The 23313-nt window shown below is 67.5% G+C and carries 24 protein-coding genes; 9 read left to right on the forward strand and 15 right to left on the reverse strand.

Translation table 11 applies throughout. The features are described 5' to 3' along the window. The first annotated feature begins 65 nt into the window (after nt 1–65). A complete protein-coding gene (locus JK358_RS06030) occupies nt 66–716 on the forward strand; it encodes a cyclodeaminase/cyclohydrolase family protein (protein ID WP_201944600.1) in 651 nt (216 codons plus the stop codon). A 157-nt stretch (nt 717–873) separates the two neighbouring features. Further along, a complete protein-coding gene (locus JK358_RS06035; protein ID WP_201944602.1) occupies nt 874–1623 on the forward strand; it encodes a L,D-transpeptidase in 750 nt (249 codons plus the stop codon). Between the two features lie 139 nt (nt 1624–1762). Here the strand turns inward: JK358_RS06035 and JK358_RS06040 are convergent, their stop codons facing one another. After that, a complete protein-coding gene (locus tag JK358_RS06040) occupies nt 1763–2614 on the reverse strand; it encodes a bifunctional 5,10-methylenetetrahydrofolate dehydrogenase/5,10-methenyltetrahydrofolate cyclohydrolase (protein ID WP_201944604.1) in 852 nt (283 codons plus the stop codon). Nucleotides 2615–2826: 212 nt separating this feature from the next. Here JK358_RS06040 and JK358_RS06045 point away from each other — a divergent pair, with 212 nt between their 5' ends. Further along, a complete protein-coding gene (locus tag JK358_RS06045) occupies nt 2827–3702 on the forward strand; it encodes a YdcF family protein (protein WP_307817328.1) in 876 nt (291 codons plus the stop codon). Between the two features lie 82 nt (nt 3703–3784). On the opposite strand, the gene JK358_RS06050 is transcribed toward JK358_RS06045, so the two are convergent. After that, on the reverse strand, nt 3785–4906 hold the full coding sequence (locus JK358_RS06050) for an agmatine deiminase family protein (protein WP_201944608.1): 1122 nt from the start codon (nt 4904–4906) through the stop codon (nt 3785–3787). Nucleotides 4907–5013: 107 nt separating this feature from the next. On the opposite strand from JK358_RS06050, the gene JK358_RS06055 reads away from it, so the two are divergent. The 3 genes from JK358_RS06055 to helR all read left to right on the forward strand — a co-directional run bounded on the left by JK358_RS06055 (nt 5014) and on the right by helR (nt 8924). Then, on the forward strand, nt 5014–5904 hold the full coding sequence (locus tag JK358_RS06055) for a putative protein N(5)-glutamine methyltransferase (protein ID WP_201944610.1): 891 nt from the start codon (nt 5014–5016) through the stop codon (nt 5902–5904). Continuing rightward, entirely contained in the window at nt 5901–6599 is a 699-nt protein-coding gene (locus JK358_RS06060; RefSeq protein ID WP_201944612.1) for an HAD family hydrolase, read from the forward strand. The genes JK358_RS06055 and JK358_RS06060 overlap by 4 nt, the downstream gene beginning before the upstream one ends. A gap of 138 nt (nt 6600–6737) precedes the next feature. After that, nucleotides 6738–8924, forward strand: a complete 2187-nt coding sequence (gene helR, locus JK358_RS06065) for an RNA polymerase recycling motor ATPase HelR (protein WP_201944615.1) — start codon at nt 6738–6740, stop codon at nt 8922–8924. Here helR and JK358_RS06070 read toward each other — a convergent pair. The 3 genes from JK358_RS06070 to JK358_RS06080 are packed head-to-tail and all read right to left on the reverse strand — an operon-like array spanning nt 8896 to nt 11827. Continuing rightward, on the reverse strand, nt 8896–9354 hold the full coding sequence (locus JK358_RS06070) for a hypothetical protein (RefSeq protein ID WP_232850822.1): 459 nt from the start codon (nt 9352–9354) through the stop codon (nt 8896–8898). The genes helR and JK358_RS06070 overlap by 29 nt on opposite strands. Before the next feature lie 36 nt (nt 9355–9390). Beyond that, nucleotides 9391–10215 carry an SDR family NAD(P)-dependent oxidoreductase gene (locus JK358_RS06075; RefSeq protein WP_201944617.1) on the reverse strand — a complete coding sequence of 275 codons (825 nt, stop codon included), beginning with the start codon at nt 10213–10215 and terminating at the stop codon, nt 9391–9393. Nucleotides 10216–10255: 40 nt separating this feature from the next. Continuing rightward, a complete protein-coding gene (locus tag JK358_RS06080) occupies nt 10256–11827 on the reverse strand; it encodes a succinic semialdehyde dehydrogenase (RefSeq protein WP_201944620.1) in 1572 nt (523 codons plus the stop codon). 131 nt (nt 11828–11958) lie between these two features. Here JK358_RS06080 and JK358_RS06085 point away from each other — a divergent pair, with 131 nt between their 5' ends. Together JK358_RS06085 and JK358_RS06090 are read left to right on the forward strand one after the other, a co-directional pair. Beyond that, complete coding sequence (locus JK358_RS06085; protein ID WP_201944622.1) at nt 11959–12657, forward strand: TetR/AcrR family transcriptional regulator; 699 nt, start codon at nt 11959–11961, stop codon at nt 12655–12657. A gap of 25 nt (nt 12658–12682) precedes the next feature. Next, complete coding sequence (locus tag JK358_RS06090; RefSeq protein WP_201944624.1) at nt 12683–12874, forward strand: tRNA-dependent cyclodipeptide synthase; 192 nt, start codon at nt 12683–12685, stop codon at nt 12872–12874. Nucleotides 12875–12893: 19 nt separating this feature from the next. Here the strand turns inward: JK358_RS06090 and JK358_RS06095 are convergent, their stop codons facing one another. From JK358_RS06095 to hutU, 6 genes are all read right to left on the reverse strand, one after another. After that, entirely contained in the window at nt 12894–13196 is a 303-nt protein-coding gene (locus JK358_RS06095) for a hypothetical protein (protein WP_201944626.1), read from the reverse strand. Then, nucleotides 13193–13447 (reverse strand): hypothetical protein, encoded by a 255-nt coding sequence (locus JK358_RS06100; RefSeq protein ID WP_201944628.1) that lies wholly within the window; start codon nt 13445–13447, stop codon nt 13193–13195. Before JK358_RS06100 ends, JK358_RS06095 begins: the two co-directional genes overlap by 4 nt. Nucleotides 13448–13487: 40 nt before the next feature. Continuing rightward, the gene (hutG, locus tag JK358_RS06105) at nt 13488–14459 is read right to left on the reverse strand and encodes a formimidoylglutamase (RefSeq protein WP_201944631.1); all 972 of its coding nucleotides are present in this window, start codon (nt 14457–14459) and stop codon (nt 13488–13490) included. 81 nt (nt 14460–14540) lie between these two features. Next, a complete protein-coding gene (gene hutI / locus JK358_RS06110) occupies nt 14541–15716 on the reverse strand; it encodes an imidazolonepropionase (RefSeq protein ID WP_201944633.1) in 1176 nt (391 codons plus the stop codon). 276 nt (nt 15717–15992) lie between these two features. Further along, nucleotides 15993–17150: an RNA-guided endonuclease InsQ/TnpB family protein gene (locus tag JK358_RS06115; RefSeq protein ID WP_201944635.1), complete on the reverse strand. Its 1158-nt coding sequence runs from the start codon at nt 17148–17150 to the stop codon at nt 15993–15995. 92 nt (nt 17151–17242) lie between these two features. Beyond that, nucleotides 17243–18919: a urocanate hydratase gene (gene hutU, locus JK358_RS06120; protein WP_201944637.1), complete on the reverse strand. Its 1677-nt coding sequence runs from the start codon at nt 18917–18919 to the stop codon at nt 17243–17245. A 200-nt stretch (nt 18920–19119) separates the two neighbouring features. On the opposite strand from hutU, the gene hutC reads away from it, so the two are divergent. Next, entirely contained in the window at nt 19120–19872 is a 753-nt protein-coding gene (hutC, locus tag JK358_RS06125) for a histidine utilization transcriptional repressor HutC (RefSeq protein WP_201944639.1), read from the forward strand. Here hutC and JK358_RS06130 read toward each other — a convergent pair. The 4 genes from JK358_RS06130 to JK358_RS06145 form a co-directional block, all read right to left on the reverse strand. Continuing rightward, nucleotides 19862–20770, reverse strand: a complete 909-nt coding sequence (locus tag JK358_RS06130) for a hypothetical protein (protein WP_201944641.1) — start codon at nt 20768–20770, stop codon at nt 19862–19864. The genes hutC and JK358_RS06130 overlap by 11 nt on opposite strands. Nucleotides 20771–20789: 19 nt before the next feature. Continuing rightward, nucleotides 20790–22250 carry a flavin-containing monooxygenase gene (locus JK358_RS06135; protein ID WP_201944643.1) on the reverse strand — a complete coding sequence of 487 codons (1461 nt, stop codon included), beginning with the start codon at nt 22248–22250 and terminating at the stop codon, nt 20790–20792. A gap of 116 nt (nt 22251–22366) precedes the next feature. Further along, entirely contained in the window at nt 22367–22606 is a 240-nt protein-coding gene (locus tag JK358_RS06140) for a dienelactone hydrolase family protein (RefSeq protein WP_201944646.1), read from the reverse strand. 22 nt (nt 22607–22628) lie between these two features. Then, nucleotides 22629–23276, reverse strand: a complete 648-nt coding sequence (locus JK358_RS06145; RefSeq protein WP_201944648.1) for an NUDIX hydrolase — start codon at nt 23274–23276, stop codon at nt 22629–22631. Nucleotides 23277–23313: the final 37 nt, after the last annotated feature.

Consider the following 23313-nt stretch of genomic DNA (forward strand, 5'->3'; position numbering starts at 1 on the left):
TGAGCCGGTAGCGTGTTCGCCGAACCGCACATACTTCGCACGTGATTCACGGGAGGCCATCGATCATGACTCAGGACACCGCGCAGGCCAGCACCACCTTCGGTGAGTCGACACTGCTGGGTTACCTGGATCAGCTCGCCGCCAAGGTCCCCGCCCCCGGCGGCGGCGCGGTCGCGGCCCTGCACGCCGCCCAGGGCGCGGCGCTGATCGCCATGGTCGCGCGCTACACCACCCGCGCCAAGGACGCCGAGCACCAGCCCGTCATCGAGCGCATCATCGGCGCGGCCGACGCCTCGCGCGCCCGCGCCCTGCTGCTGGCCGATGCCGACGCCACCGCGTTCACCGCCGTCGGCAATGCCTACAAGCTGCCCAAGGACACCGAGGAGCAGCAGGCCGCCCGCACCGAGGCCATCACCGCCGCCCTGCTCGGCGCGGCCCGCGTGCCCGCCGCCGTGGTCGCCGAGGCCGACGAAATCCTCTCCCTCGCAACCGAACTGCTGCCCATCGGCAACCCCAACGTGGTCACCGACATCGGCGCGGCCGCCGACTGCGCGCGCTCGGCCGCCGCCAGCTCGCAGCTCAATATCGCCATCAACGTGGCCTCCCTGGGCACCGGCGCGGGCGCGGAATTCGAGCCCGTCCTCACCCAGATCGACGAGGTCATCGCCCGCGCCGACGCCCTGCACGACGACGTCGTCGCCGCCATCACCAAGTAGGTCACGCGGAATCACGATCGCCTACCGGCACGCCGGGGCGATGCATAGTCCACACGCCGAGGGGTAGGTCACGAAGCGAGAACATTTCCGGATGGGACTGATCATGAAGCCATAGGCTGAGGACTCAGGACCCACACCCTCTCGAAGGGATGGAACCATGCGGAACACGCTTCGTTTCCTCGTCGTCGCAGTCGTGCTCGCGACGGCCGCCGCATTCGGGTTCGGAGTCGCGAGCGCCGCGCTCGTGGCCCCCGGTCTCCCGGCGGTGCAGGCGATTACGCCGGGGCCCGGCGAAACGGTCGGAATATCCGCACCCGTCACGGTGCGCTACGCGGAACCGGTGGCCGACAGAGCCCGCGCCGAGCGGGCCGTCGACATCCGCGCCGACCGACCCCTGTCCGGGCACTTCTCCTGGGTGAACGACCGGCAAGTGATGTGGACTCCGGCCGGATACCTACCCGCCTCGGCACCCATCTCGGTGTCTGCGGGCCGCCTGCACACTCAATTCCAGACCAACGGCGGGGTGAGCGCCGATGGTGACATGTCGAATCACACGTTCACCGTGTACATCGGTGGCGTCGCCGTGCGGACCATGCCCGCGTCGTTCGGGAAACCCGGATGGGAGACGCCGTCGGGGACGTTCCCGGTGCTGTCGCGCGAGCGCAGCATCACCTTCGATTCGCGCACGATCGGCATCCCGCTGAGTTCACCCGAGGGGTATCTCATCGAGGGTGAGTTCGCCGAGCGGCTGACCTGGGGTGGGGTGTATGTGCACTCCGCGCCCTGGTCGGTCGATTCGCAGGGGTACGCGAACGTGAGCCACGGGTGCATCAACCTGTCGCCCGCCGACGCGGAGTGGTTCTACAACGAGGTGAGTATCGGAGATCCGGTCACCTTGCACTGGTGAGGGCAGGTGGAGGGGGCAAAGCCCCCACACCCCCACGATGAAGGGGGGCCTCGAGGCACACGCCTCGAGGCCCCCCTTCATCGGAGAGGAAGAACGGGGCGAACCGCCCTCGAGCGATCACTCACCCGATGAAAACCGTTCAGGCGCGGGCGGATTCAGCGGCCTGGACCACGTGGCGCATGAGCAGGGCAGTGGTGACGGGGCCTACGCCGCCGGGGACGGGGCTGAGGGCGGCGGCCTTGCCGGTGACGGAGTCGGCGTCGACGTCGCCGGTGATGTTGCCGTTGTCGTCCTCGTTGGTGCCTACGTCGATGACCGTCGCGCCCGCGCGGACGTGGTCGGCGGTGATGAGGCCCGCGCGGCCCACGGCGGCGACCACGACGTCGGCGGCCGAGGTGACGGCGGGGAGGTCGGTGGTGCGGGAGTGGCAGACCGTGACGGTGGCGTTCTCGGCCAGCAGGAGCTGAGCCAGCGGCTTGCCGACGATGTTGGAGCGGCCGACCACGGCGACGTGGCGGCCGGACAGCGGGATGGCGTGGAACTTGGCCAGTTCTACGACGGCTTCGGCGGTGGCGGGCGGGAAGGTGGGCAGGCCGCTCGCGAGGAGGCCGAGGGACAGGGGGCTGACGCCGTCGACGTCCTTGGGGGCGGCGATGGCGGAGCTGACGTCGTCGAGGTTGACGCCCTTGGGCAGCGGGGTCTGCAGCATGATGGCGTCGACCGTGGGGTCGGTGGAGAGCTCGGTGAGCTTGGCGCGGATCTGCTCGATGGTGGCGTCCACGCCGAGATCGACGTTCTCGCAGGTGATTCCATTGCGTTCGGCGGCGCGGTTGAGCGACTTCACGTACCAGGCGCTGGCCGGATCGTCGTTCGCGACCACCAGGGCCAGGCGCGGTGCGATGCCCTGCTCGGCGAGCGCGGCGGCGCGCTGCTTGGTGTCGGCGTTGATGGCGGCGGCGAGTTCCTTGCCGGGAAGCGAAGTCGTATCCACGGGATCACAGCCTATCTCGCGCACTCGCACCCCTCGCGCGCGGCGCGTCGCGCACGCGTTCCCAGCAGCGTGCCGGTTCAAACCGGGGAAATCACTTCGGCAAATCCCTTACACGAGCGCTGTCCAGTCGTATCGTGTCCCCATTCGGTACCGAGCCAATAGTCAGCAAAGGACGCAGATAGCCAGCAAAGCATGCGTGACCCTCACGAAAGGTGTCGACAGCAGTGCAGATAGCAAGGCGTTTCCCCACCACCGTGCTCGTCGCGGCGGCCACCGCGCTCACCCTGTTCGCTCCGGGCGCCGCACACGCGGATCCCACACCGCTCTACAACTCCGCGCAGGACAATTTCACCGAGGGTGACGAGGCCGCGGGCCTCGCCGACCTGCGCGCCCTGCTCTCCGAATCCCCCGACGACGCGCAGGCGCTCGCCCTGCAGGCCATCTGGTCGGACTACTCCGGTGATCTCATCACCCGCGAGGTGGCCCTGAACCGCCTCAACGGCATCGATCCGAAACTGGCCGACGGCACGCGAAATGTGTTCCACGCCATCGGTTCCGCCATCGGCACCCTGCCGAATCCGATTCCCGCCATCGCCGGCCCGCAGACCGGCATCGCCGTCTGCGGTTACGGCCTGCTGCCCGACGGCAGCATGCGCCCCGAACTGGTGAACCGCCTGCAGGCGGCCTGGTTACAGGCCATCGCCTCACCGCTGTCGCCGATTCTGGTGTCGGGCGGCAATCCGCAGAACGGCATCACCGAGGCGGCGGCCATGGAGGGCTGGCTGATCGGGCGCGGCATTCCGGCGAGCCGGATCGTGGCCGATCACCGGGCCGGATCCACCGTGCAGAACGCCCTGTTCGGCAGCAAGCTGCTGCGTGAGCGCGGCGCCACCAGCGCCATCGTGGTCACCTCCCCCAACCACATCCGCCGTGCGGTGGCGGATTTCATCGTGGCCGGGATGCCGGTGGTCGGCGCGACCACCTCGCTGGAACAGCTGGTCTCCCAGTTGCCCCCGCCCGCGCGCAGCGGCCAGCGCGGCATCTACCTGGATGCCACTCGCACGCTGCTGCTGCCGACCGAACGCTGAGCGGCACACCATATTTCGGTACCGGAAACCGCCGATGCGCTCGCGCATCGGCGGTTTCACGTTCCGCATCCGAGATCGCCTGTCAGGCAGCGGGTTCCTGCTGGGTGGTGCAGTGGATGCCACCGCCGCCCGCGGCGACGGCGTCGATATCGATCTGCACCACTTCGCGATCCGGGAACAGCCGCTCGAGCGTCTCGCGGGTGGCCGGATCGGTATCGGGGTCCCCGAACTCGGGGGCGATGACCGCGCCGTTGCACACGTAGAAGTTGATGTACCCGGCGGCGAAGTCGTCGGCAGCGAACTTCTCGCGCACGGTCGACGGGCCTTCGAGCACCTCCACCTGCAGCGGGCGGCCGTGCACATCGGTGGCCGAATGCAGGATGTCGAGATGTGTGCGGGTGACGTCGTAGTCGTAGGAGTCGGGATCGTTGTCGAGCCCGGCCACGACCACACCGGGACGGGCGAACCGGGCGTAGAAGTCGGTGTGCCCGTCGGTGATGTCTTCGCCCGCGATGCCGGGCAGCCAGATCACCTTCTCGATGCCCAGCAGGTAGGCGAGTTCTTCTTCGACATCGCGCTTCTTCCAGCCCGGATTGCGGTTGTTGTTGAGCACGCAGCTCTCGGTGATGATCGCGGTGCCCTCACCGTCGACCTCGATGCCGCCGCCCTCGAGGACGAGATCGGTTTCCAGCGTTTCGACTCCGGCGCGGCCGGTGACGAACCGGGCGACCCCGGCGTCACGCCGGTGCTCCTGCTTCCCACCCCAGCCGTTGAAGTTGAAATCCACTCCGGCCCTCGTGTTTCCGCTGCCGACGAAAACCGGTCCGGTATCGCGGATCCACAGATCGTCGATCTCGGCGGGGATCAGCTCGACATTCGATCCGCCCATGAGACTCTGGGCCAGGCCCATCTCGCCGGGCCGCACCAGCATGGACACCGGTTCGAACCGGCCGATGGTGGTGGCGATGGTGGCGAGGTTGCGCTGCACCTCGGGCAGCAGCTCCGCACCCCAGATCCGCTCGGTCGCGCCGAACGCCATCCACGTGCGCGCATGGAGCTGCCCCTCCTCGGGCATCATCCACTCTCTCCCGTCGTCGTGTCCGCCGGTGCCGACCGTGGCCGGTTGAGACTTGTCGTCGCAACCTGCCAGCAGCAGGCCGCCGATGGCGGCCAGGCTCGTGTGTACGAACGTGCGCCGTCGCATTACTTCTCTCCCTCAGTCGTACCCGGTCTCACCCCGATGGGTCGAGCGACCGGCTGGCAACAGCGACTGTAGTCGCTGACTGAATTTTCAGTCAAGGATCTACGGGCATGGGTGACCCACAGCACGCCGACCGCGATACCGGCGCCAAGGCAGGTGACGGGCACAATGTCGCGGTGAGTTCTTCCGATACCGCCACCCTGGTCACCCGGCTGCGCGCGGCCGGCTGCGTCTTCGCGGAAGAGGAAGCCGAACTGCTGCAGACCGCCACGGCCGATCCCGAGCAGCTGGAATTTCTTGTCGCCCAGCGTATTTCCGGTTTCCCCCTGGAACATCTGCTGGGCTGGGCCGAATTTCGCGGTATCCGGGTCGCGGTGGCGCCGGGGGTGTTCGTACCCCGGCAGCGGACGAGCTTTCTCGTCGAGCAGGCGATCGGCCTCGGCCGCAGGCTGATTCACCGGCAGGACCGGCCGCTGGTCGTGCTGGACATGTGCTGCGGCTGCGGGGCGCTGGGCCTGACGCTGGCGCGCGAGCTCGGCGCGGCGGGAATCGCGGTGCGGCTCACCGCCTCCGATATCGAACCCGCCGCCGTCGACTGCGCGCGCCGCAATCTCGAACCGCTCGGCGCACAGGTGTTCGCGGGCGACCTCTTCGACCCGATCCCCGCCGAACTGCGTGGGCGAGTAGACATTCTGCTGGCGAACACCCCGTACGTGCCGTCGGGTGAGATCGCGCACATGCCGCCCGAGGCCCGCGACCACGAACCGCGCAGCGCCCTGGATGGCGGCGCGGACGGGCTCGACGTTCTCCGCCGCATTGCCGCCGTGGCCACCGGGTGGCTCGCGCCGGGCGGCCACCTCCTGGTGGAGGAGAGCGAGGAGCAGGCACCAGCGGCGATGCGGATCATGCGGGGCCACGGCCTGCTCCCCCGCGTCGCCGAGGACGAGGAGCTGGGAGCCACCGTGGTTGTCGGCACCCGGCCCGGTAGCGTGGATCGGTGACGATTCGCGGCATTCTCTTCGATATCGACGACACCCTGATCGACTACGCGGCCTCGGCACGCACGGCGGTGGTCGGCCACCTGGCCGCACAGGAGTTGCTCGATCGGTTCGAGTCACCGGAGACGGCGGCCGCGCTGTGGCTCGCACTCGAGGAGGAGCTGTACCCGCGCTACCTGGCGGGCGAGCTGACCTTCCGGGGCCAGCAATTGCTGCGGACCGAGCGTTTCCTCGCCCATATCGGCGTCACCGGCAGCGATACCGCCGGCTGGTTCGACGGCTACGCCACCCTGCGCGACACCACCTGGCGGGCCTTCGCCGATGTCGCACCGGCACTCGGCAAGTTCAGCGGAACCGTCGCGCTGGGCGTGGTGTCGAACTCGTCACTGGCCTACCAGACCGGCAAACTGCGAGCCGTGGGCCTGCTCGACCATTTCGGAGAGGCCATCCTGTGCTCCTCGGAATACGGTGCGGCCAAACCGGATCCGAGTATCTTCCACGCGGGGTGCGCACTGCTCGGCCTGCCGCCCGAACAGGTCGCCTATGTCGGCGACCGCTACGACGTGGACGGCCTCGGCGCGAGAGATGCCGGGCTGCGGGCACATTGGCTGGATCGTTCGAAGAGCGGGAGCGTCGCCGAGGCCGGTGTCACGGTGATCCACTCGCTGGAAGAGCTGATCATCGCGGCCGAGAAGTAGCGGAAACGAAAAAGGAAAGTACGCGTCGCGTCCTTTCCTATATCCAATCTATACCCGACCCGGGGGCTTGCGGCAAGGCCCGGGTCATGGCGCACAATCGTCCGCCGAGGCCAGAACCTGCGGAAATGGGAGGGACACGTGCCGACTGACGGGTACGAGAACGAACTGCGGTCCGAGCAGGACTATGTGGCCGGACTGTACGCGCGCCTCGACGCCGAGCGCGCGCGAGTGCGGGGACATTACAACGCGGCACTGCGGGACAAGGGCGTCACGCTGGTGGACCGCGATGTCGAAGTGCGCGCGCTCGGCCGCGAGGTCAAGCGCCTGGATGTGGCCGACAACGGGCTGTGCTTCGGCCGCCTGGACAGCGTGACCGGCGAGCACTCCTACATCGGGCGCATCGGCATCTTCGACGAGGCCAACGAATTCGACACCCTGCTGCTGGACTGGCGCGCACCGGCCGCCCGGCCGTTCTACACGGCCACCGGCGCGAATTCCGAGAATATGGTGCGCCGTCGCCAATTCCATTCGCGCGGACGGAATCTGGTGGACTTCACCGATGAGGTGTTCGGCCGCCCGGGCCAGGGCGAGCGCGGTGACGCGGCCCTGCTGGCGGCGGTGAACGCCCCGCGCGGCGAGGGTATGCGCGATATCGTCGCGACCATTCAGGCCGAGCAGGACGAGATCATCCGGCTCGAGCATCCGGGCGTGCTGGTGATCGAGGGCGGTCCGGGCACGGGGAAGACGGTGGTGGCGCTGCATCGCGTCGCCTACCTGCTCTACACCCAGCGCAAGCAGATGGAACGGCACGGCGTGCTGGTGGTCGGGCCGAATCCGGCGTTCCTCAACCACATCAGCCGGGTGCTGCCGTCGCTGGGCGAATCCAATGTGGTGTTCATGACCGCGGGTGAGTTCGTGCCGGGGTTGCGGGTCACCGCCGAGGACGAGCCGGAGGCCGCGCGGCTCAAGGGTTCGCTGGCCGTTCTCGAGGTGCTGGCGGCCGCGGTGGCGGATCGGCAGCGGCTGCCCGAGGAGCCGATCACCATCGAGCTCTCCGATGCCACGGTGCGCATCGACGCCGCCACCGCCGAGTGGGCGCGCGAGGAGGCGCGCAAGAGCGACCGCCCGCACAACGAGGCGCGCGCGACCTTCCTCGAGATCGTCACCTATGTGCTCACCGAGCGGGCCATCGCCCGGATCGGCAAGGGCTGGCTGACGCGCGACGACAAGGAAGCCTGGGAGCAGATGCGCGAGGATCTGCTCACGGAGCTGGCCGAGAACGAGACGTTCACCGCGGCCATCGATCAGCTGTGGCCGATCCTGACCCCGGAAACGTTACTGGCGGAACTGTTCTCGTCGCACGATCGGTTGCGGGCGGCCGGTGCGAGCGAGGCGCTGTATCGCGCGGAGGGCTCCGCGTGGACGGTGTCGGATGTGCCGCTGCTGGACGAGCTGTTCGATCTGCTCGGCCCCGACAAGCGCGCCGATGATTCCGCCGAGCGGGAGGCCAAGGCCGAGGCCGCGTACGCGGCGGGCGTGCTGGATCTCATGGTCAGCCGTGAGGACCATATGGACGACGAGGATCACCTGTTCGCCACCGACCTGCTCTACGCCGAGGATCTGGCCGAGCGGTTCGTCGAACGCGATACCCGCGACCTCGCCGAACGCGCTGCGGCGGACCGGGATTGGACCTACCGCCACATCGTGGTCGACGAGGCGCAGGAACTGTCGGCGATGGACTGGCGGGTGCTCATGCGCCGCTGCCCGAGCAAATCGTTCACGGTGGTGGGCGATCTCGCGCAGCGCCGCTCGGCCGCCGGGGCCACGGCGTGGGGCGATATGTTCGACCGGTATGTGCCGGGCCGCTGGGTCTACCGGTCGCTGACGGTGAACTACCGCACCCCGGCCGAGATCATGGCGGTCGCCGCGGCGGTGCTCGCCGAGTTCGCGCCGGAGGTGCGGGCTCCGGAGTCGGTGCGCGCCTGCGGGGTCCAGCCGTGGACCGAGGAGCTCACCTCGGCCGAAATACCCTCGGCCATAGCGGAATTCGTGCGGGAGGAGGCGGGCCGCGAGGGCACCAGCATCGTGATCGGCCCGCCCGGGATGCCGGGCACGGTGCCCGCGTCCGCGACCAAGGGCCTCGAATTCGACGCCGTGCTGGTGGTGGATCCGGAACGCATCCTGGCCGACGGCCCGCGCGGCGCGGCCGAACTGTATGTCGCCCTGACCCGCGCCACGCAGCGTCTCGGCGTCCTGCACGAGGGCCCGCTCCCGCAGGCCCTGGCCGGACTCACGCCTAGAACTGTCCCGCAAGAAATCCGGTGAACAGCACCAGGAAGCCGCCGACCTCTCCCACGATCAGCGCGACCATCGCGATGTGGGTGCCGCTCTTGCCGGTCTGATCGTGGAATTGGTTGGTGGTGTCCTGGCGCCAGCCGTGCACGATATAGGCCGCGATCGCGGCCACGAAGAAGATCAGCAGCACCGCGTCGGCGGCGAGGTTCACCGCCGACGGCCAGGCGCTGAGTTCGGTGAAGACCGCGAGCAGCAGGGTCGCGAAGGAGTACAGCAGCGTGGCCCGGTGCGCGATGTCGACGTAGATGTGCGCGGTGGCGTCGGGCGAGGTGCGGATCTGCTGGTACTTCCAGACGCCGAGGAGGAGGGCCAGGATGAACAGCAGCCCGGCCGCCGTCAACGTGATCCGGGTATCGATCCCCAATTCGATTGCGGCTGTGACCATTTCGGTCTCACCCATGATTCCTTCCTCCGCGCGGGCCCTTCGCTCGAATTGCTACTTGCGGCCGGTGAATTCGTCCATCGAGTGGTAGACGCCGACGGTGTTGAGGTAGAAGTCGCGCACCTTCAGGGGTAGGAGCCCGGAGATGGCGCGGTTCAGGCGCGAGGTCCAGGGCAGCACGACCAGCGGGGTGCCCTTCTTCATCTCGGCCCAGAAGGTGTCCACGACCGGCTCCTGCTCCAGGATGGGCGTGAACCAGAAACCCTTGGCGCCGTCGAACATTCCGGTGTTGATGTAGGTCGGGCACGCGGTGGTGAAGGCGACGTGGGTGTTGCCGGACTGCTCGAGTTCCAGGCGCACCGAATCCGACCAGCCCAGCGCTGCCCACTTGGACGCCGCGTACACGCTCATGCGCGGATTGGACACCAGGCCCGCCGAGGAGGCGATGTTCAGCACCCGCGACTCCCGGCCGCCGGCCACCATCGCCGGGAGGAACTCCAGCGTGATGTACATGGGCGCAAGGGAATTGACGGCCATCGTCTTGTCGATGTCGGCCTTGTTCGCGGTTTCCCAGAAGTAGCCGTTACCGCGCACGATGCCCGCGTTGTTGACCAGGATGTCGATATCGCCGACCTGATCGCGCACGGCGGCACCGGCTTCGGCGATGGCGTCGCGGTCGGACACGTCGACCACGTAGTGGTGGATCCGGCTGCCACCCTCGGCCGCCAGCTCCGCCGCGGTCTCCTTGAGGGCTTCCTCGTTGACATCCCACAGCACCACGTCGGCGGCGCGTTCGCGGACCGCGCGCTGGGCGAACGATTTGCCCAGACCCATAGCGGCGCCCGTGACGAGGACCTTCTTGCCCGCTACCGTCTTCATACCCTCGTGTACCCCTGTCTCGCTCGAGTAAGGCAGCAGATCACTTCTGCCGCAAGGTCTTCATGACACCCAGGTAGAGCGTCATCGTCTTGGCCCACAGCTGCTCGGACATGCCGGGCAGCGGCGCGATCGGGAGTACCCGCTGCACCGCGATGGTCTGGGTGTCCACGTATTTCAGCAGACCTTCCGGTCCGTGGCGGCGACCCGTGCCGGAGATTCCCAATCCGCCCGACGGCGCGGCCACCGAACCCCAGGCGGCGATGAAACCCTCGTTCACGTTGACCGATCCGGCGTTCACGGCGGCGGCGACCTCGCGGGCGCGTTCGGTGTCGCGGCTCCACACGCTGGCATTGAGACCGTAGGCGGTGTCGTTGGCCTGGGCGACGGCCTCGGCGTCGCTGCTCACGCGGTAGACCGAGACGACCGGGCCGAAGGTCTCCTCGCGGTAGACGGTCATGCCCTCGCGCACGCCCTCGAGGATGGTGGGCTCGTAGAAGTACGGGCCGAGGTCGGGGCGAGCCTTGCCGCCCGCGAGCACCTTCGCGCCCTTGGCCACGGCATCGTCGACATGGCTGCTGACGGTGGCGATCTGGCGCGGGAAGGTCAGCGACCCGATCTCGTAGTCGAAGTCAAGGGTCTTGCCGAGCGTGAGTTTCTTTGTGTGCTCGACGAATTCGCTCACGAACTGCTGATACACGGTGTCGTGCAAGTAGATTCGCTCGATGGACTCGCACAGCTGCCCGGCCGAGGCGAAGCAGGCGCGGACCGCGATCTTGGCGGCCGCGGAGACATCGGCGTCCTCGAGCACGAGCAGCGGGTTCTTGCCGCCCAATTCGAGCGAGTAGCCGATGAGCCGCTCCCCTGCCTGCTGCGCAATGGTGCGGCCGGTCGCCGAGGATCCGGTGTAGTCGACGTAGTCGGCGCGGGCGATGACCTCGGTGCCGACCACCGCGCCGCGGCCCAGCACGGCCTGCCACAGCCCCTTGGGCAGGCCCGCGCGCTCGGCCACGTCGATGGCCCACAGCAGGGTCAGCGCGGTCTGATTGTCCGGGCGGCCGATGACGGCATTACCGGCCAGCAGGGCGGGCAGGGCGTCCGAAGCGCCAAGGGCCAGTGGGTAATTCCACGGCGAGATGACCGCGACCACACCCTTGGGCCGGTTGCGCACCTCCACCTGGGTGAGCACCGGCATGACGCCGCGTGGCTTGCGGTGGGCCAGGATCTTCTTGCCCTCGGCCGCGTAGAAGCGGGTGTTCACCGCGACATCGGAGACCTCGTCGAAGGCGTGCACGCGCGACTTGCCGGTCTCGAGCTGAATGATGTCGAGGATGGCGTCCTGTTCGGCGAGCACCAGGTCGTGGATGCGGCGCAGCAGCGCGGCGCGCTCGCCCACGGGGACCTTCGCCCATGCCCGCTGCGCCGTGCGCGCGGTCTCGAACGCCTTCTCCACATCGGCCACCGAGGACTGCGGCAGATCCGCGATCTTGGCTCCGGTGGCGGGCGCGAATACCTCGACCGAGGGCGCGCCGCCCGCGACGGCACGGCCGAGCAGCCGCTGTACCAGGTCGAACGGCAGTGCGTCGGCAGCGGCGAGCTGCGGGGCAGTCGTCATTGATGCGCCCTCTCCAAGCGTGGGCGGGCCGAGCGCCCGCTATTTCCTGAACACCAGTGTTACGTGAACACTGGTGTTAGATTAATAGACGTGACGCACCTCATGTCAAGCGCTACCGGGAGCACTGGGAAATGACACAAGCACCCGCACCCGCCGCTGAGACACCTCCCCGCCGCGGCCGCCCGCCACAGACCGAGGAGCAGGCCGACCAGGTACGCGCCCGCATAGTCCTGGCGACGGCCGTGGTCTTCGCCGAACACGGTTCCCGCGGCCTGAGCGTCGCCCGCATCATCGAACAGGCCGGCCTGGCCCGCCCCACCTTCTACCGCTACTTCGCCAACGCCACCGAACCCCTGCACGCGGTCATGGCCACCTCCAACGAGGACCTGGTCAGCGGCATCCGCGACGCCCTGTCCGACACCACCGAACCGGTCGAACTGGGCATCAACATGATCGAGGCCTACCTGTACTGGGCGCGCGGCCACGGCCCCATGCTGGCCCCCCTCTTCGCCGAACTCCACGACCCGACCTCCCCCGTCTCCAGCTACCGCGAAGCCGCCCTCGAACAGATCCGTGGCCTGGTACACGTCAAATTCGCCGAGATCGGCCGCCCGGCCCCCACCGACCTCAACCTCGAAACCGCCCTCCAAATCTGCGAATTCGTCGTCTACCGCATCTCCGCGGGAGCCCCCGACACCGAACCCGACGCCACCACCCTCGCCAACGCCCGCGCCACCATGATCCGCGGCGTCCTGGCCATGCTCGGCCGCCGCGAAGACGTCGAATACGCCCTAGCCATCCCCGGCTTCTTCGACGCGCCGGAGCCCTGAACCGCCCGGCAGCGCCCATGCGATCATGAGCCGATGCCGACAGCACCCCGGCTGGTCGTCGAGCCCCTCACCGCGAACTGCGCCCGCCATCGCGGGCAGCACCACATCCCGCTACGCCTACCACCGCCGAATCCCCTTCGTAGACGCCCTGTTCCACCACGAACTACCGATCCACCCCCGAAACACCCAGGGCTACCTGATACTCACCACCCGCTGAGGCCCGCCACCTGTCGCCGTCACAGCGCGTTGGCGGTCCGTAGTCCGATCTCGACCTTCTCGATGGTGTCGGCGTCGGTCGTGCCGATCCGTTCCCGGATCCATGGCCGGTAGACGCGCAGCATGGCCACCGTATTCACCCAGCCGTGGCCGGGGATCGGAACGGTGAGGATGTCGCCGTCAGTGTCGGGCACCAGGTCCAAGGCGTTGAACCAGGGCCGTTCGGAATCGAGCACGGCCTGGTTGGCGACCAGCAGCACGATCCGCTGCCGGGCTGCGCCGGGTTGACCGTATTCGTGAATGTCACCGCGAGTCAGGCTCACGCGGCTCCCTGCGCGCCGCGACGGCGGTGATCGGTAACGGACGCCTGGTATTCGGCATCCTCGGCCAGGGCTTCGGCCTCGTCGGCGGCCGGGTCGCGGGGTTCGGGTCGGAAATCACGCACAACCTTGTCCACGCACGCCTTGGAGATCCATGCCGAGGTGGATATGCCTGCCTTACGAGCTGCGGCTTCCGCTGTCTGCCAGGCGTGGGTGTCCAGCGATAGCGACACTTTCGTGGTTTTGGGAGCCATCAATCAATCCTACTGCCGCTCCTACTGCCACTCCTACCGATCACGCGGACTCGACATGCGGGAGGCGATGGCGGGTGACGATGCGATGGATCAGGCGGGCGGCTGTGCGTGCGGTGCGGTTGTCGATGTCGAAGGCCGGGTTGAGTTCGGCGACGTCTACGGCGATGAGTTTGCCGCTTTCGGTGACGCGGTCGCAGACGCGCTGGATGGTTTCCAGCGGGACGCCGTAGGCAGCTGGGGCGCTGACGCCGGGAGCCACGGCGGCGGGGAGGACGTCGAGGTCGATGGTGAGGTAGATCTGATCCACGGAATCGACCAACGCTGCTACGAAGGTGTCGACCTGGTCGGAATCGGTGACCCCGCAGCGGTCGTCGATCAGGTAGCGGACGCCGAGGCGCTTCGCCGTGTCGAACAGGGCACGGGTGTTGCTGGGCTGGCTTATGCCGAGAACGTCGTAGCGGCAGTCGGTTCCGGCTGCCTGCTCTGCCTCCAGGATCTGCCGGAAGGGGGTGCCCGAGCTGGGGACGGGGTCGGCTCGCAGGTCGAAATGTGCGTCCAGGTTCAGGATTCCGAGGCGGGGGCGGTCCGCGCGGGTGCGTGCGGCGGCTACCCCTCGATAGGTGCCGTACGCGACCTCGTGACCCCCGCCGAGCACGACGGGGAGGCGGCCATCGTTGATCGCGGCGGCCACGGCCCGGCCCAGCCGGGCCTGTCCCCCATCGAGATCCGCGTCGGTGACCGCGATGGTTCCCGCATCCTCGAGGACGATCGGATCGGGCAGGGCCATGGACGACAGGGCGCCGCGCAGGGCGTCCGGGCCGGCGGCCGCGCCTGTGCGGCCCTTGTTGCGGTTCACGCCTTCGTCACTGGCGAATCCGATGAGAACGCAACGACTTTCGCGCTCGGCCGGATCGTAGGGCCGGACAGCCTGGTGCCAGCGCAGATGCTCCGACCCGGAGCCATCGGTCCGCCCGGTCCACGGTGCGGCCGGGATATCCACCTCGATGCTCATGTGACTCCTTCTCGCCTTACCTGGTGGGAGAGCCGATTGATGTAGGTCTCGGCCGGTGCCGAATGACGGGGGCCGAGGTCATCAGCGGTCCTTCGTCAGTTCGCCGTCTTTCCAGACCTCGCGGACCAGGGGGACGCCGGGGCGGTAGGCCAGGTGGAGGTAGGAGGGGGCGTCGAGGGCTATGGCGTCGGCGCGGGCTCCGGGGGTGAGGTGGCCGATGTCGGTGCGGCGCAGGGCTTTCGCGCCGCCTGCGGTGACCGCCCAGACTGCTTCCTCGGGGGTCATGTGCATCTCGCGGACGGCGAGGGCGATGCAGAAGGGGAGGCTGGTGGTGTAGCTGGTGCCGGGGTTGCAGTCCGCGCCGAGGGCCACTGTGACGCCTGCGTCGATGAGGGCGCGGGCGTCGGGGTAGGGGTGGCGGGTGGAGAATTCCGCGCCGGGCAGCAGGGTGGCGACCGTGGAGCTGTTGGCGAGGGCGTCGATGTCGGCGGGGGTCGTGTAGGTGACGTGGTCTACCGAGGCCGCTCCGAGTTCGACCGCCAGGCGGACGCCGGGGCCGGGGCCGAGTTGGTTGCCGTGCACGCGGGGTGTGAGCCCTTGCGCCATACCGGCTTTGAGGACTGCGCGGGATTGGTCCTCGTCGAACGCACCGCGTTCACAGAAGACGTCCACCCATGTGGCGTGCGAGGCACAGGGTTCGATCATGTCGGCGATGACCATGGCGACGTAGTCGTCCGCGCGGCCCGCGTACTCCGGCGGGGGAACGTGGGCGGCGAGCAGGGTTACCTCGTCGGTCATGCGTTCGGCCACGCGGACGCTGCGGAGTTCGTCGTGGGCGGTTTGGCCGTAGCCGGATTTGCATTCGACCGTCGTGCTGCCGGAGCGGCGGGCTTCGGCGAGCAGGCGGCGCATATTCGATTCGAGCTGGTCGTCGGTGGCGGCGCGGGTGGCGGCGATGGTGGTGCGGATTCCGCCCGCGGTGTAGGGCTTTCCGGTCATGCGGGCCGAGAATTCCTCGGCCCGGTCACCGGCGAATACCAGGTGTGAGTGGCTTTCGACGAACCCGGGGAGCAGTGCGCGGCCGTTCAGGGAGCGGCCCGCATCCGCGGCGGGGGCGTCGCGGGTGTCGCCCACCCAGGCGACGCGGCCGTGTTCGAATACTATTGCGGCGTCGCGGCGTACGCCGAGTGGGCCGTCGCCCAGGGCCGGGTCGTTGGTGACCAGCGTTCCGATATCGGTGACTGCGTACGTCGCCACGCGAATTCCTCTCAGGCTCGGGCGATCTCGGTGTCCGCCGGGTAGATCATGTGCGGCGGCGGGTTGTTCAGGCGCTTGGCGAGCGGGTAGTACAGGGCGGCGGTGAGGATGATGCCTGAGCGAGCACGCCGATCACATAGCAACCGAGGGCGGGCACGTTTCCCATCGTGCGAACACCATTACCGGGCAGAGCACGAAATTCGTCAACCCCCAGCCGGAACGGCCAGGTTGCAACCCTCGACACGGCTAGCCGCCGGTCGAGTCCGCGTCCAGAACCTAGATCGGATCAGGGACCGTTGACTGAGCCCCGCGTTCCCACACAGCCGCCGCACGCGCGGCGATGTTGCGGGAAGCATTTACGTCCGCGTGTTCAACGAAACCGCACGAACGACAGCAGAATTCGCTTTGGTTCAAGCGATTCTTCTTGTCTGCGAACCCACACCGATGGCAGGTCCGGGATGTGTCACGAGCATCAACAAAAACCACTGGAATGCCCGCACGACGAGCCTTGTACTGAATGAAGCGCGCGAGTTGACGGAAACCCCAGCTATGCAATGCGGTCCGTTGGGGCTTGCGAAGCCGTACCCGCTCACGAATACCGGTCAAATCCTCGAGACCGATTCCATTCCCGGTGCGTTCTGCCTCGACCACAATACGTTTCGATATTTGATGATTCAAGTCATTCGCGTATCGAGCATCCTTCCAGCGTCGTCGCTTCAGCAACCGCTTCGAGGACTTCGTGCCTTTGGATTGGAGTTTGCCGCGCAGGCGACGTTGCCGTTCGCGATGTCGCCGAAGGCCACGCCCACGTACTCGGTACCCTGTGCTCGTGGTCGCGACGTTGGCAAGCCCAAGATCGACTCCCATCCAGCTGTTCGGTTCGCGCCTTTCCGACTCCGATATCTCGCATGTCGCATACAGATACCACGAACCATCGCGGTAGACGAGATCGGATTCACCATGCCGGTACCGGCGGAGCATGTCCAGGTGAGTAGCAGAACCGGAGAACGCGATGCCCTTCACGCGCCCGTTCACAGTCCAGATCGACACTGTATGTGCGTCCATTTGCCATGACAGACAGCGATCATCGTAGGCGTGCGCGGCCGTTGCCCGAAACCGAATGGGGGTCGTCTCTACCCGCTTGTAACGCGTACCGCAGCGCGGGCCGTAGTTACCAGCATTCAGATTCGCCGACCGCGTCGTGTACGCATCCGCAACTTTCCGGATCACATGCAGCGCAGGCTGCGCAGACAATCCCATCGACTTGACGAGACGGTAGTGCGCGCGTTGCAGATCTCCGCGACTGCGTCGCATCTCACCCTGCGCTAGTTCGGATAGAGCATTCGCCGCCGCGTTCACGTCACGAAGAGTGCGGAGCAGGGATTCTCCTTGCTCCAGGTTGGGGAGCAGCTTAACGGCCACGACCAACTTCACACCGGAAGGATAAGTGATAACGGGCGTCGATATGTCGAAAAGATTCGAACATACGTCCGCATTAACGCCACGCCGCGCGACTCGCCGATCCGTCACTGCTGTTCGCGCATGGGGATGCGGACGCCGCGGGTGCGGGCGGTGTCGATGGCGTGCTCGTAGCCGGCGTCGGCGTGCCGGATGACGCCCATGCCGGGATCATTGGTCAGCACGGCCTCGATCTTGCGAGCGGCCAGTTCGGTGCCGTCGGCGATGCACACCTGCCCGGCGTGAATGGAGCGGCCCATGCCGACGCCGCCGCCGTGGTGGATGGACACCCACGACGCGCCGGAGGCGGTGTTGACCAGGGCGTTGAGCAGCGGCCAGTCGGCGATGGCGTCCGAGCCGTCCTGCATGGACTCGGTCTCGCGGTACGGCGAAGCGACCGAACCGGAGTCGAGGTGATCGCGGCCGATGGCGATGGGGGCCTTGAGTTCTCCGCTGGCCACCATCTCGTTGAACTTGAGCCCGGCCAGATGCCGTTCGCCGTAGCCGAGCCAGCAGATGCGCGCGGGCAGGCCCTCGAAGGCGACCTTCTCCCCCGCCATGGTGATCCAGCGGCGCAGATGCTCGTTCTCCGGGAACAATTCGAGAATGGCCTTGTCGGTGGCGGCGATATCGGCCGGATCACCGGACAGCGCGGCCCACCGGAACGGCCCGAGCCCCTCCTCGAACAGCGGCCGGATGTAGGCGGGCACGAAGCCCGGGAAGTCGAAGGCGCGGTCGAAGCCGCCCTTGCGGGCCTCGTCGCGAATGGAATTGCCGTAGTCGAAGACCTCCGCGCCGCGATCCTGGAAGCCGACCATGGCGGCCACGTGTGCGGCCATGGACGCCTGCGCCTGTTCGGTGAACCAGGCCGGATCCTTCTCGGCGGTGGTCTTCATCTCCGAGAAGTCCACGCCCAGGGGCAGATACGCGAGCGGGTCGTGCGCCGAGGTCTGGTCGGTGACGATGTCGATGGGCGCGTTGCGCTCCAGCAGCAGCGGGAACACTTCCGCCGCATTGCCTTCCACGCCGATGGACAGCGGGCGGCGCTCGTCGCGGGCGGCCACGGCCAGCTCGAGCGCGTGCTCGAGGTTGTCGGCCTTCACATCCAGGTACTTGTGTTCGATGCGGCGGTCGATGCGCGTGACATCGCAGTCGACGCAGATGGCCACACCCTCGTTCATGGTGACCGCGAGGGGCTGCGCGCCGCCCATACCGCCCAAACCGGCTGTGAGCGTGATGGTTCCGGCGAGTGTGCCGCCGAATCGCTTGCGCGCCACCGCCCCGAAGGTCTCATAGGTGCCCTGCAGAATCCCCTGGGTGCCGATGTAGATCCAGGATCCGGCGGTCATCTGCCCGTACATGGTGAGCCCGAGCTCCTCGAGCCGCCGGAACTCCTCCCAGTTGGCCCAGTCTCCAACGAGATTCGAGTTGGCGATGAGTACGCGCGGGGCCCACTCGTTGGTGCGGAAGACGCCGACCGGCTTGCCGGACTGCACCAGCATGGTCTCGTCGCTGCGCAGTGTCTTCAGGGTGGCGACCATGGCGTCGAAGGCCGCCCAGCTGCGCGCCGCGCGTCCGGTGCCGCCGTAGACGACCAGGCTGTCCGGGTGCTCGGCCACATCCGGGTCGAGGTTGTTCATGAGCATGCGCAGCGCGCCCTCCTGCTGCCAGCCCTGGGTCGTGAGCTCGCTGCCGCGGGGTGCGCGCACGGTCCGGGGTTCGTGCCCTGGAGTGGAGATGTCCATCGCCTCTGTCCTCGAAGTCGTCGCTGATATCCGGCACCGGGCCCTGTGACGCCCATACCGCCGGGGCCTCCGCTGTGTGCTGGATCGCATTCCGCATCAGTTGTATAGTCCTGTCTATACAACTGTCAAGACCGTGGCATTCCGGCCGGTAGGCTGCATGTCCGGATCGAGGCACGGCGAAGAAGCAGGGGAACAACACGATGGCGACGGTCGACGAGGCGGAACTCGCCGCACTGTTCGGCTCGGCGAGCGGGGATCGCGTCCCGGCGTATGAGCGGGTCAAGAATCTGGTGACCACGCAGATCAGGACGGGACGCTGGGCCGAGGGCGATCAACTGCCGTCCGAGCATCAGTTCGTGGCGGCGCTGGGGTTGTCGCGGATGACGATCAACCGGGCGCTGCGCGAACTCGCCGCCGAGGGCGCGATCGTGCGCATGATGGGGGTCGGCACCTTCGTCGCGGGTGTCAAGAAGTCTTCACCGCTGTTCGAGGTGCGCAATATCGCCGACGAGATCCAGCAGCGCGGGCACCGGCATCGCACCGAGGTGATCGCGGTGCGGTCGGAAGCCATTTCCGCCGAGCAGGCGTTCCTACGGGAATCCTTCGGCGGCAAGGCTTTCCATTCGATCCTGGTGCACTTCGAGGACGATGTGCCGATCCAGGTCGAGGACCGGTACGTGAATTCCGCCGCCGTGCCGGGCTATCTGGATCAGGATTTCACCGCCACCACGCCCAACGACTATCTGAGCCGGGTCGCGCCGCTCGTGCGCGGCGAGCATGTGGTGGAGGCGGTACTGGGCAGCGCCGAGGAATGCCGGCTGCTGCGCATCGACCGCACCGAGCCGTGCCTGCTCATCCGCCGGCGCACCTGGTCCGAGGACGGCCTGGTGAGTGCGGCCCGGCTGGTGCATCCGGGCTCGCGCAATCGGCTCGAAGGCGTGTTCAGTCGCTGAGCGGCTCCAGCCCGAGTTCCGGGCGGATGTGTTCGGCCCAGTCCAGCTGGTAACCGGTGACGCGGCACAGCAATTCGTAGTGCACCAGATAGCGGAAACAGGCCGTGACCAGGTCCTCGGCCGCGCGCGCGTCGGCCAGGTACACGCCCTCCGCGAGCTCGCGCCGCGCGTGCGGCAGGAAGGTGGCCCCGTCGCAGTCGCGCATCACCTCCTGCCGCAGGCCCGTGCCCGGCGACATGGATCCCCAGTCCTGCGGCCGCTGCTCGAGCCCGAAGGCCACGATCAGATTGGTCCGCAGGTAGACGTGCAGGACGTGGTACAGCAGAAATCGCAGATTGTTGCCGACCGCCTGCCCGCCGGGCCGGTAGTCGAGCACCTCCCAGATCTCTTCGTGGCTGTGGGTCAGCAGTTCGTCGGTGGCCCCGGCTTCCATGAGCGCGATAAACCGGTCGGAGCGGAATCCGATATCGGACATCGAATCGGATTGGCTACCCCCGTGGTTCGCCGATTCACCGGATGTACGCCGCACCTCGTGCTCGGCGGCGAGCTCCTTTCCGGTGCGCTCGATCAGCGCCGCGAGCGCCTCCGCGAACCGGGTCACCCGGGGATGCGCGTAGACGATCTCCCGTGAGGTGCGCGGCAATTCATCGGGGAGCGCGACCGTGTACCGCTGATTCTTGCGGAACACCGACAGTCCGTTGTCCGCGCACCCCTCCCGCTCGCACACCCGGTCCTTCAGGTACTTCCGCCGATCCACCTGCGCGGCCGTGTGCTTGTCGACCAGGTGAATGCGCCCGCACACCCCGACGGGCAATTCGATGCCGGGGTCGCTGTACTGCCGGACCAGCGCGGCCAGGCTCACCCAGTCGAGCTGAGCGGCTGCGTGCGGGAGAGCCAAAGCCGTCCTTTCCTGAAGGTCACTCGGCGGCGGATTCGAATCGCATCGCCGTATCGGTGACCTTGCCATAGCGCAGGGTGGGCAGGTCACGCAGGTAGTTCTGGCGCAGCGTCCACGGCGCGCGGTCACCCTGCTTGGGCAGGATGTCCAGGGCGCGCAGCACATAACCCGGTTCGAAATTGAGGAATGGCGCGGTGCCCACGGACTCGTCGCGCACAGGGGTGGCTTTCGCGTAACCGTGCGCGTCCATATGCCGCAGCAGCCGCACCACGTATTCGCACACCAGATCCGCCTTGAGCGTCCAGGAGGCATTCGTGTAGCCGATGACGAAGGCGAAGTTCGGCACATCGGAGAGCATCATCGCCTTGTAGGCCATGGAATCCGGCAGTCCGATCGTCGCGCCGTCCACGACCAGGTCGACGCCGCCGAAGACGGTGAGATTCAAACCCGTTGCGGTGATGACGATATCGGCGTCGAGTTCGCGACCGGATGCCAGTCTCAGGCCGCTCTCGGTGAACGTCTCGATACTGTCGGTGACCATCTCCAGCTTGCCGTGGCGGATGGCCCGGAACAGATCATTGTTGGGCACCAGGCACAGTCGCTGATCCCACGGGTTGTAGCGCGGGTTGAAATGCGTGTCGATGTCGTACCCCGGCGGCAGCCACCGCTGCTGCAACCCGCGAATCCAGCCCCTCATTCGCTGCGGATACCGTTGCGAGAACTGATACATGGCAGTACTGAGCGCCACATTTTTCGCACGCGCCAGCGCGTACGCGGCCCGCGCGGGCAGAATTCGGCGCAGCCGATCGGCAACAGCATCGCGGGCGGGCATCGAAATGATGTAGGACGGCGACCGCTGCAGCATGCTCACCTGCGCCCCTTGCTCGACCAGCGCCGGGCCCAGCGTCACCGCGGTCGCACCCGATCCGATGATCACCACCCGCTTACCGGCCACCTCGAGCTGCTCCGGCCAATGCTGCGGATGCACGATCGGACCCGAAAACCGTTCCCGCCCAGGAAATTCCGGCGTATACCCCTGGTCGTAGCGGTAATACCCCGAACAGCTGAACAGGAAGCTCGCGGTCATGGTCACCGTCTCCCCGTCATGCTCGGCGGTCACCGTCCACAGATTCTCCCGCGACGACCATTCCGCCCGCACCACCCGATGCCGATACCGGATCTGCTTGTCGATCCCGTTCTCCGCCGCCGTCTCCCGCACATAACTCAGAATCGACGGCCCATCGGCAATAGCCTTGTCCCCCAGCCAAGGCCGGAATCGATACCCGAGCGTGAACATATCCGAATCCGAGCGAATCCCCGGATACCGGAACAGATCCCACGTCCCGCCGATGGCCTCACGCATCTCCAGAATCACGTACGTCCGCCACGGAAACGCCTTCTGCAGGTGATAAGCCGCCCCCACCCCCGACAGTCCGGCCCCCACAATGAGCACATCGACGTGCTCGGACGTGCTGCTCATCGAAACCCCTCCGACTCGTACGGACACCCGTTTCCAGCGTATCCAGCACGATGGGCGCGCAGGGGCCAGAAGCGTTATCGATCCGGGAAGGATTCGCCGCCGCGCACCATGCCTTCTCAGCCCAGGTAGCGGGCGTAGCAGTCGGTGACGCGCCGCCAGGCTTCGGTGGCGGCGGCGGGATTGTACCGCTGGCCGGTGTCGTTGAAGAAGGCGTGGTCGGCGTTCTCGGCCACATAGATCTCGTGCGGCACAGCCGCTTTGTCGAGGGCGGCGGCCGCGGCGGGGCGGGAGGCGTCGATACGTAGGCCGTGGTCTTCGTCGGTGGGCGGCATCGGTGTGTGGGCTCGCACATTCATGTGCGCGCTCGCGGAATGAGCTTCATTCCCAGGCGAAGCGGGGCTGGTCCATCTGGTCGACGCGGGTGGGGCGGTTGTGCAGGGCGACCTCACGGAATTGGTGGAGGATGGCGGCGGTGGGGGCGTGCAGGTGGCCGCCGAGCAGGGGGAGCTGGATGGTGGGGCGGTCCGAGCCGGGGACGGGGGCGAAGCGGGGTTCGACATCGAGGTCGGCGAACGGAATCCAGTGCACCGCAGCCACTTCGGCGGGGTCCAGGGTCGGGTAGGGTGCGCGGCCGATCCAGGCCACGACCGGGGTGATCACGTAGCCGGAGCGGGTGGGATAGTCGTCGAGCAGTCCGAGTACCGTCGAGCGGGGCACGGTGATGCCCAGTTCCTCCTGTAGCTCGCGCAATGCCGCCGCCTGCGCGTCCTCACCCGGGTCCAGTTTGCCGCCGGGCAGGGCCAGTTGCCCGGCGTGGGCACGCAGGGCCGCCGATCGCTCGGTGAGCCAAATACCTTGTTCGCCAGCGTGATCGGCGATGGCGATCAGCACCGCGGCCGACTTGCGGCCTTCGGGATCGACGGGTCGACGCGCGAACGCGGACAAGGCGTCGGATATCCGATGGCGTAGCCGGTCGGCGGGTACATCACTCCAGCGGTGTTCGCTGCTGTCCTCGTCGACCGGCATCAGCCGAACATAATTCGCCTCGCTACCGATCGTCAAC

It is taken from the genome of Nocardia acididurans (assembly GCF_016741815.1).
GTDB lineage: Bacteria > Actinomycetota > Actinomycetes > Mycobacteriales > Mycobacteriaceae > Nocardia > Nocardia acididurans.

Excerpts from the sequence above, each read along its gene's own strand:
- JK358_RS06145 (WP_201944648.1), bottom strand. The coding sequence starts at position 23,276 with ATGCCGGTCGACGAGGACAGCAGCGAACACCGCTGGAGTGATGTACCC.
- JK358_RS06135 (WP_201944643.1), bottom strand. The coding sequence starts at position 22,250 with ATGAGCAGCACGTCCGAGCACGTCGATGTGCTCATTGTGGGGGCCGGA.
- JK358_RS06050 (WP_201944608.1), bottom strand. The coding sequence starts at position 4,906 with ATGCGACGGCGCACGTTCGTACACACGAGCCTGGCCGCCATCGGCGGC.
- hutU (WP_201944637.1), bottom strand. The coding sequence starts at position 18,919 with ATGGACATCTCCACTCCAGGGCACGAACCCCGGACCGTGCGCGCACCC.
- JK358_RS06055 (WP_201944610.1), top strand. The coding sequence starts at position 5,014 with ATGGGTGACCCACAGCACGCCGACCGCGATACCGGCGCCAAGGCAGGT.
- JK358_RS06035 (WP_201944602.1), top strand. The coding sequence starts at position 874 with ATGCGGAACACGCTTCGTTTCCTCGTCGTCGCAGTCGTGCTCGCGACG.
- JK358_RS06100 (WP_201944628.1), bottom strand. The coding sequence starts at position 13,447 with ATGGCTCCCAAAACCACGAAAGTGTCGCTATCGCTGGACACCCACGCC.
- JK358_RS06140 (WP_201944646.1), bottom strand. The coding sequence starts at position 22,606 with ATGAATGTGCGAGCCCACACACCGATGCCGCCCACCGACGAAGACCAC.
- hutC (WP_201944639.1), top strand. The coding sequence starts at position 19,120 with ATGGCGACGGTCGACGAGGCGGAACTCGCCGCACTGTTCGGCTCGGCG.
- JK358_RS06030 (WP_201944600.1), top strand. The coding sequence starts at position 66 with ATGACTCAGGACACCGCGCAGGCCAGCACCACCTTCGGTGAGTCGACA.
- JK358_RS06080 (WP_201944620.1), bottom strand. The coding sequence starts at position 11,827 with ATGACGACTGCCCCGCAGCTCGCCGCTGCCGACGCACTGCCGTTCGAC.
- JK358_RS06085 (WP_201944622.1), top strand. The coding sequence starts at position 11,959 with ATGACACAAGCACCCGCACCCGCCGCTGAGACACCTCCCCGCCGCGGC.
- JK358_RS06070 (WP_232850822.1), bottom strand. The coding sequence starts at position 9,354 with ATGGGTGAGACCGAAATGGTCACAGCCGCAATCGAATTGGGGATCGAT.
- hutG (WP_201944631.1), bottom strand. The coding sequence starts at position 14,459 with ATGAGCATCGAGGTGGATATCCCGGCCGCACCGTGGACCGGGCGGACC.
- JK358_RS06075 (WP_201944617.1), bottom strand. The coding sequence starts at position 10,215 with ATGAAGACGGTAGCGGGCAAGAAGGTCCTCGTCACGGGCGCCGCTATG.
- JK358_RS06090 (WP_201944624.1), top strand. The coding sequence starts at position 12,683 with ATGAGCCGATGCCGACAGCACCCCGGCTGGTCGTCGAGCCCCTCACCG.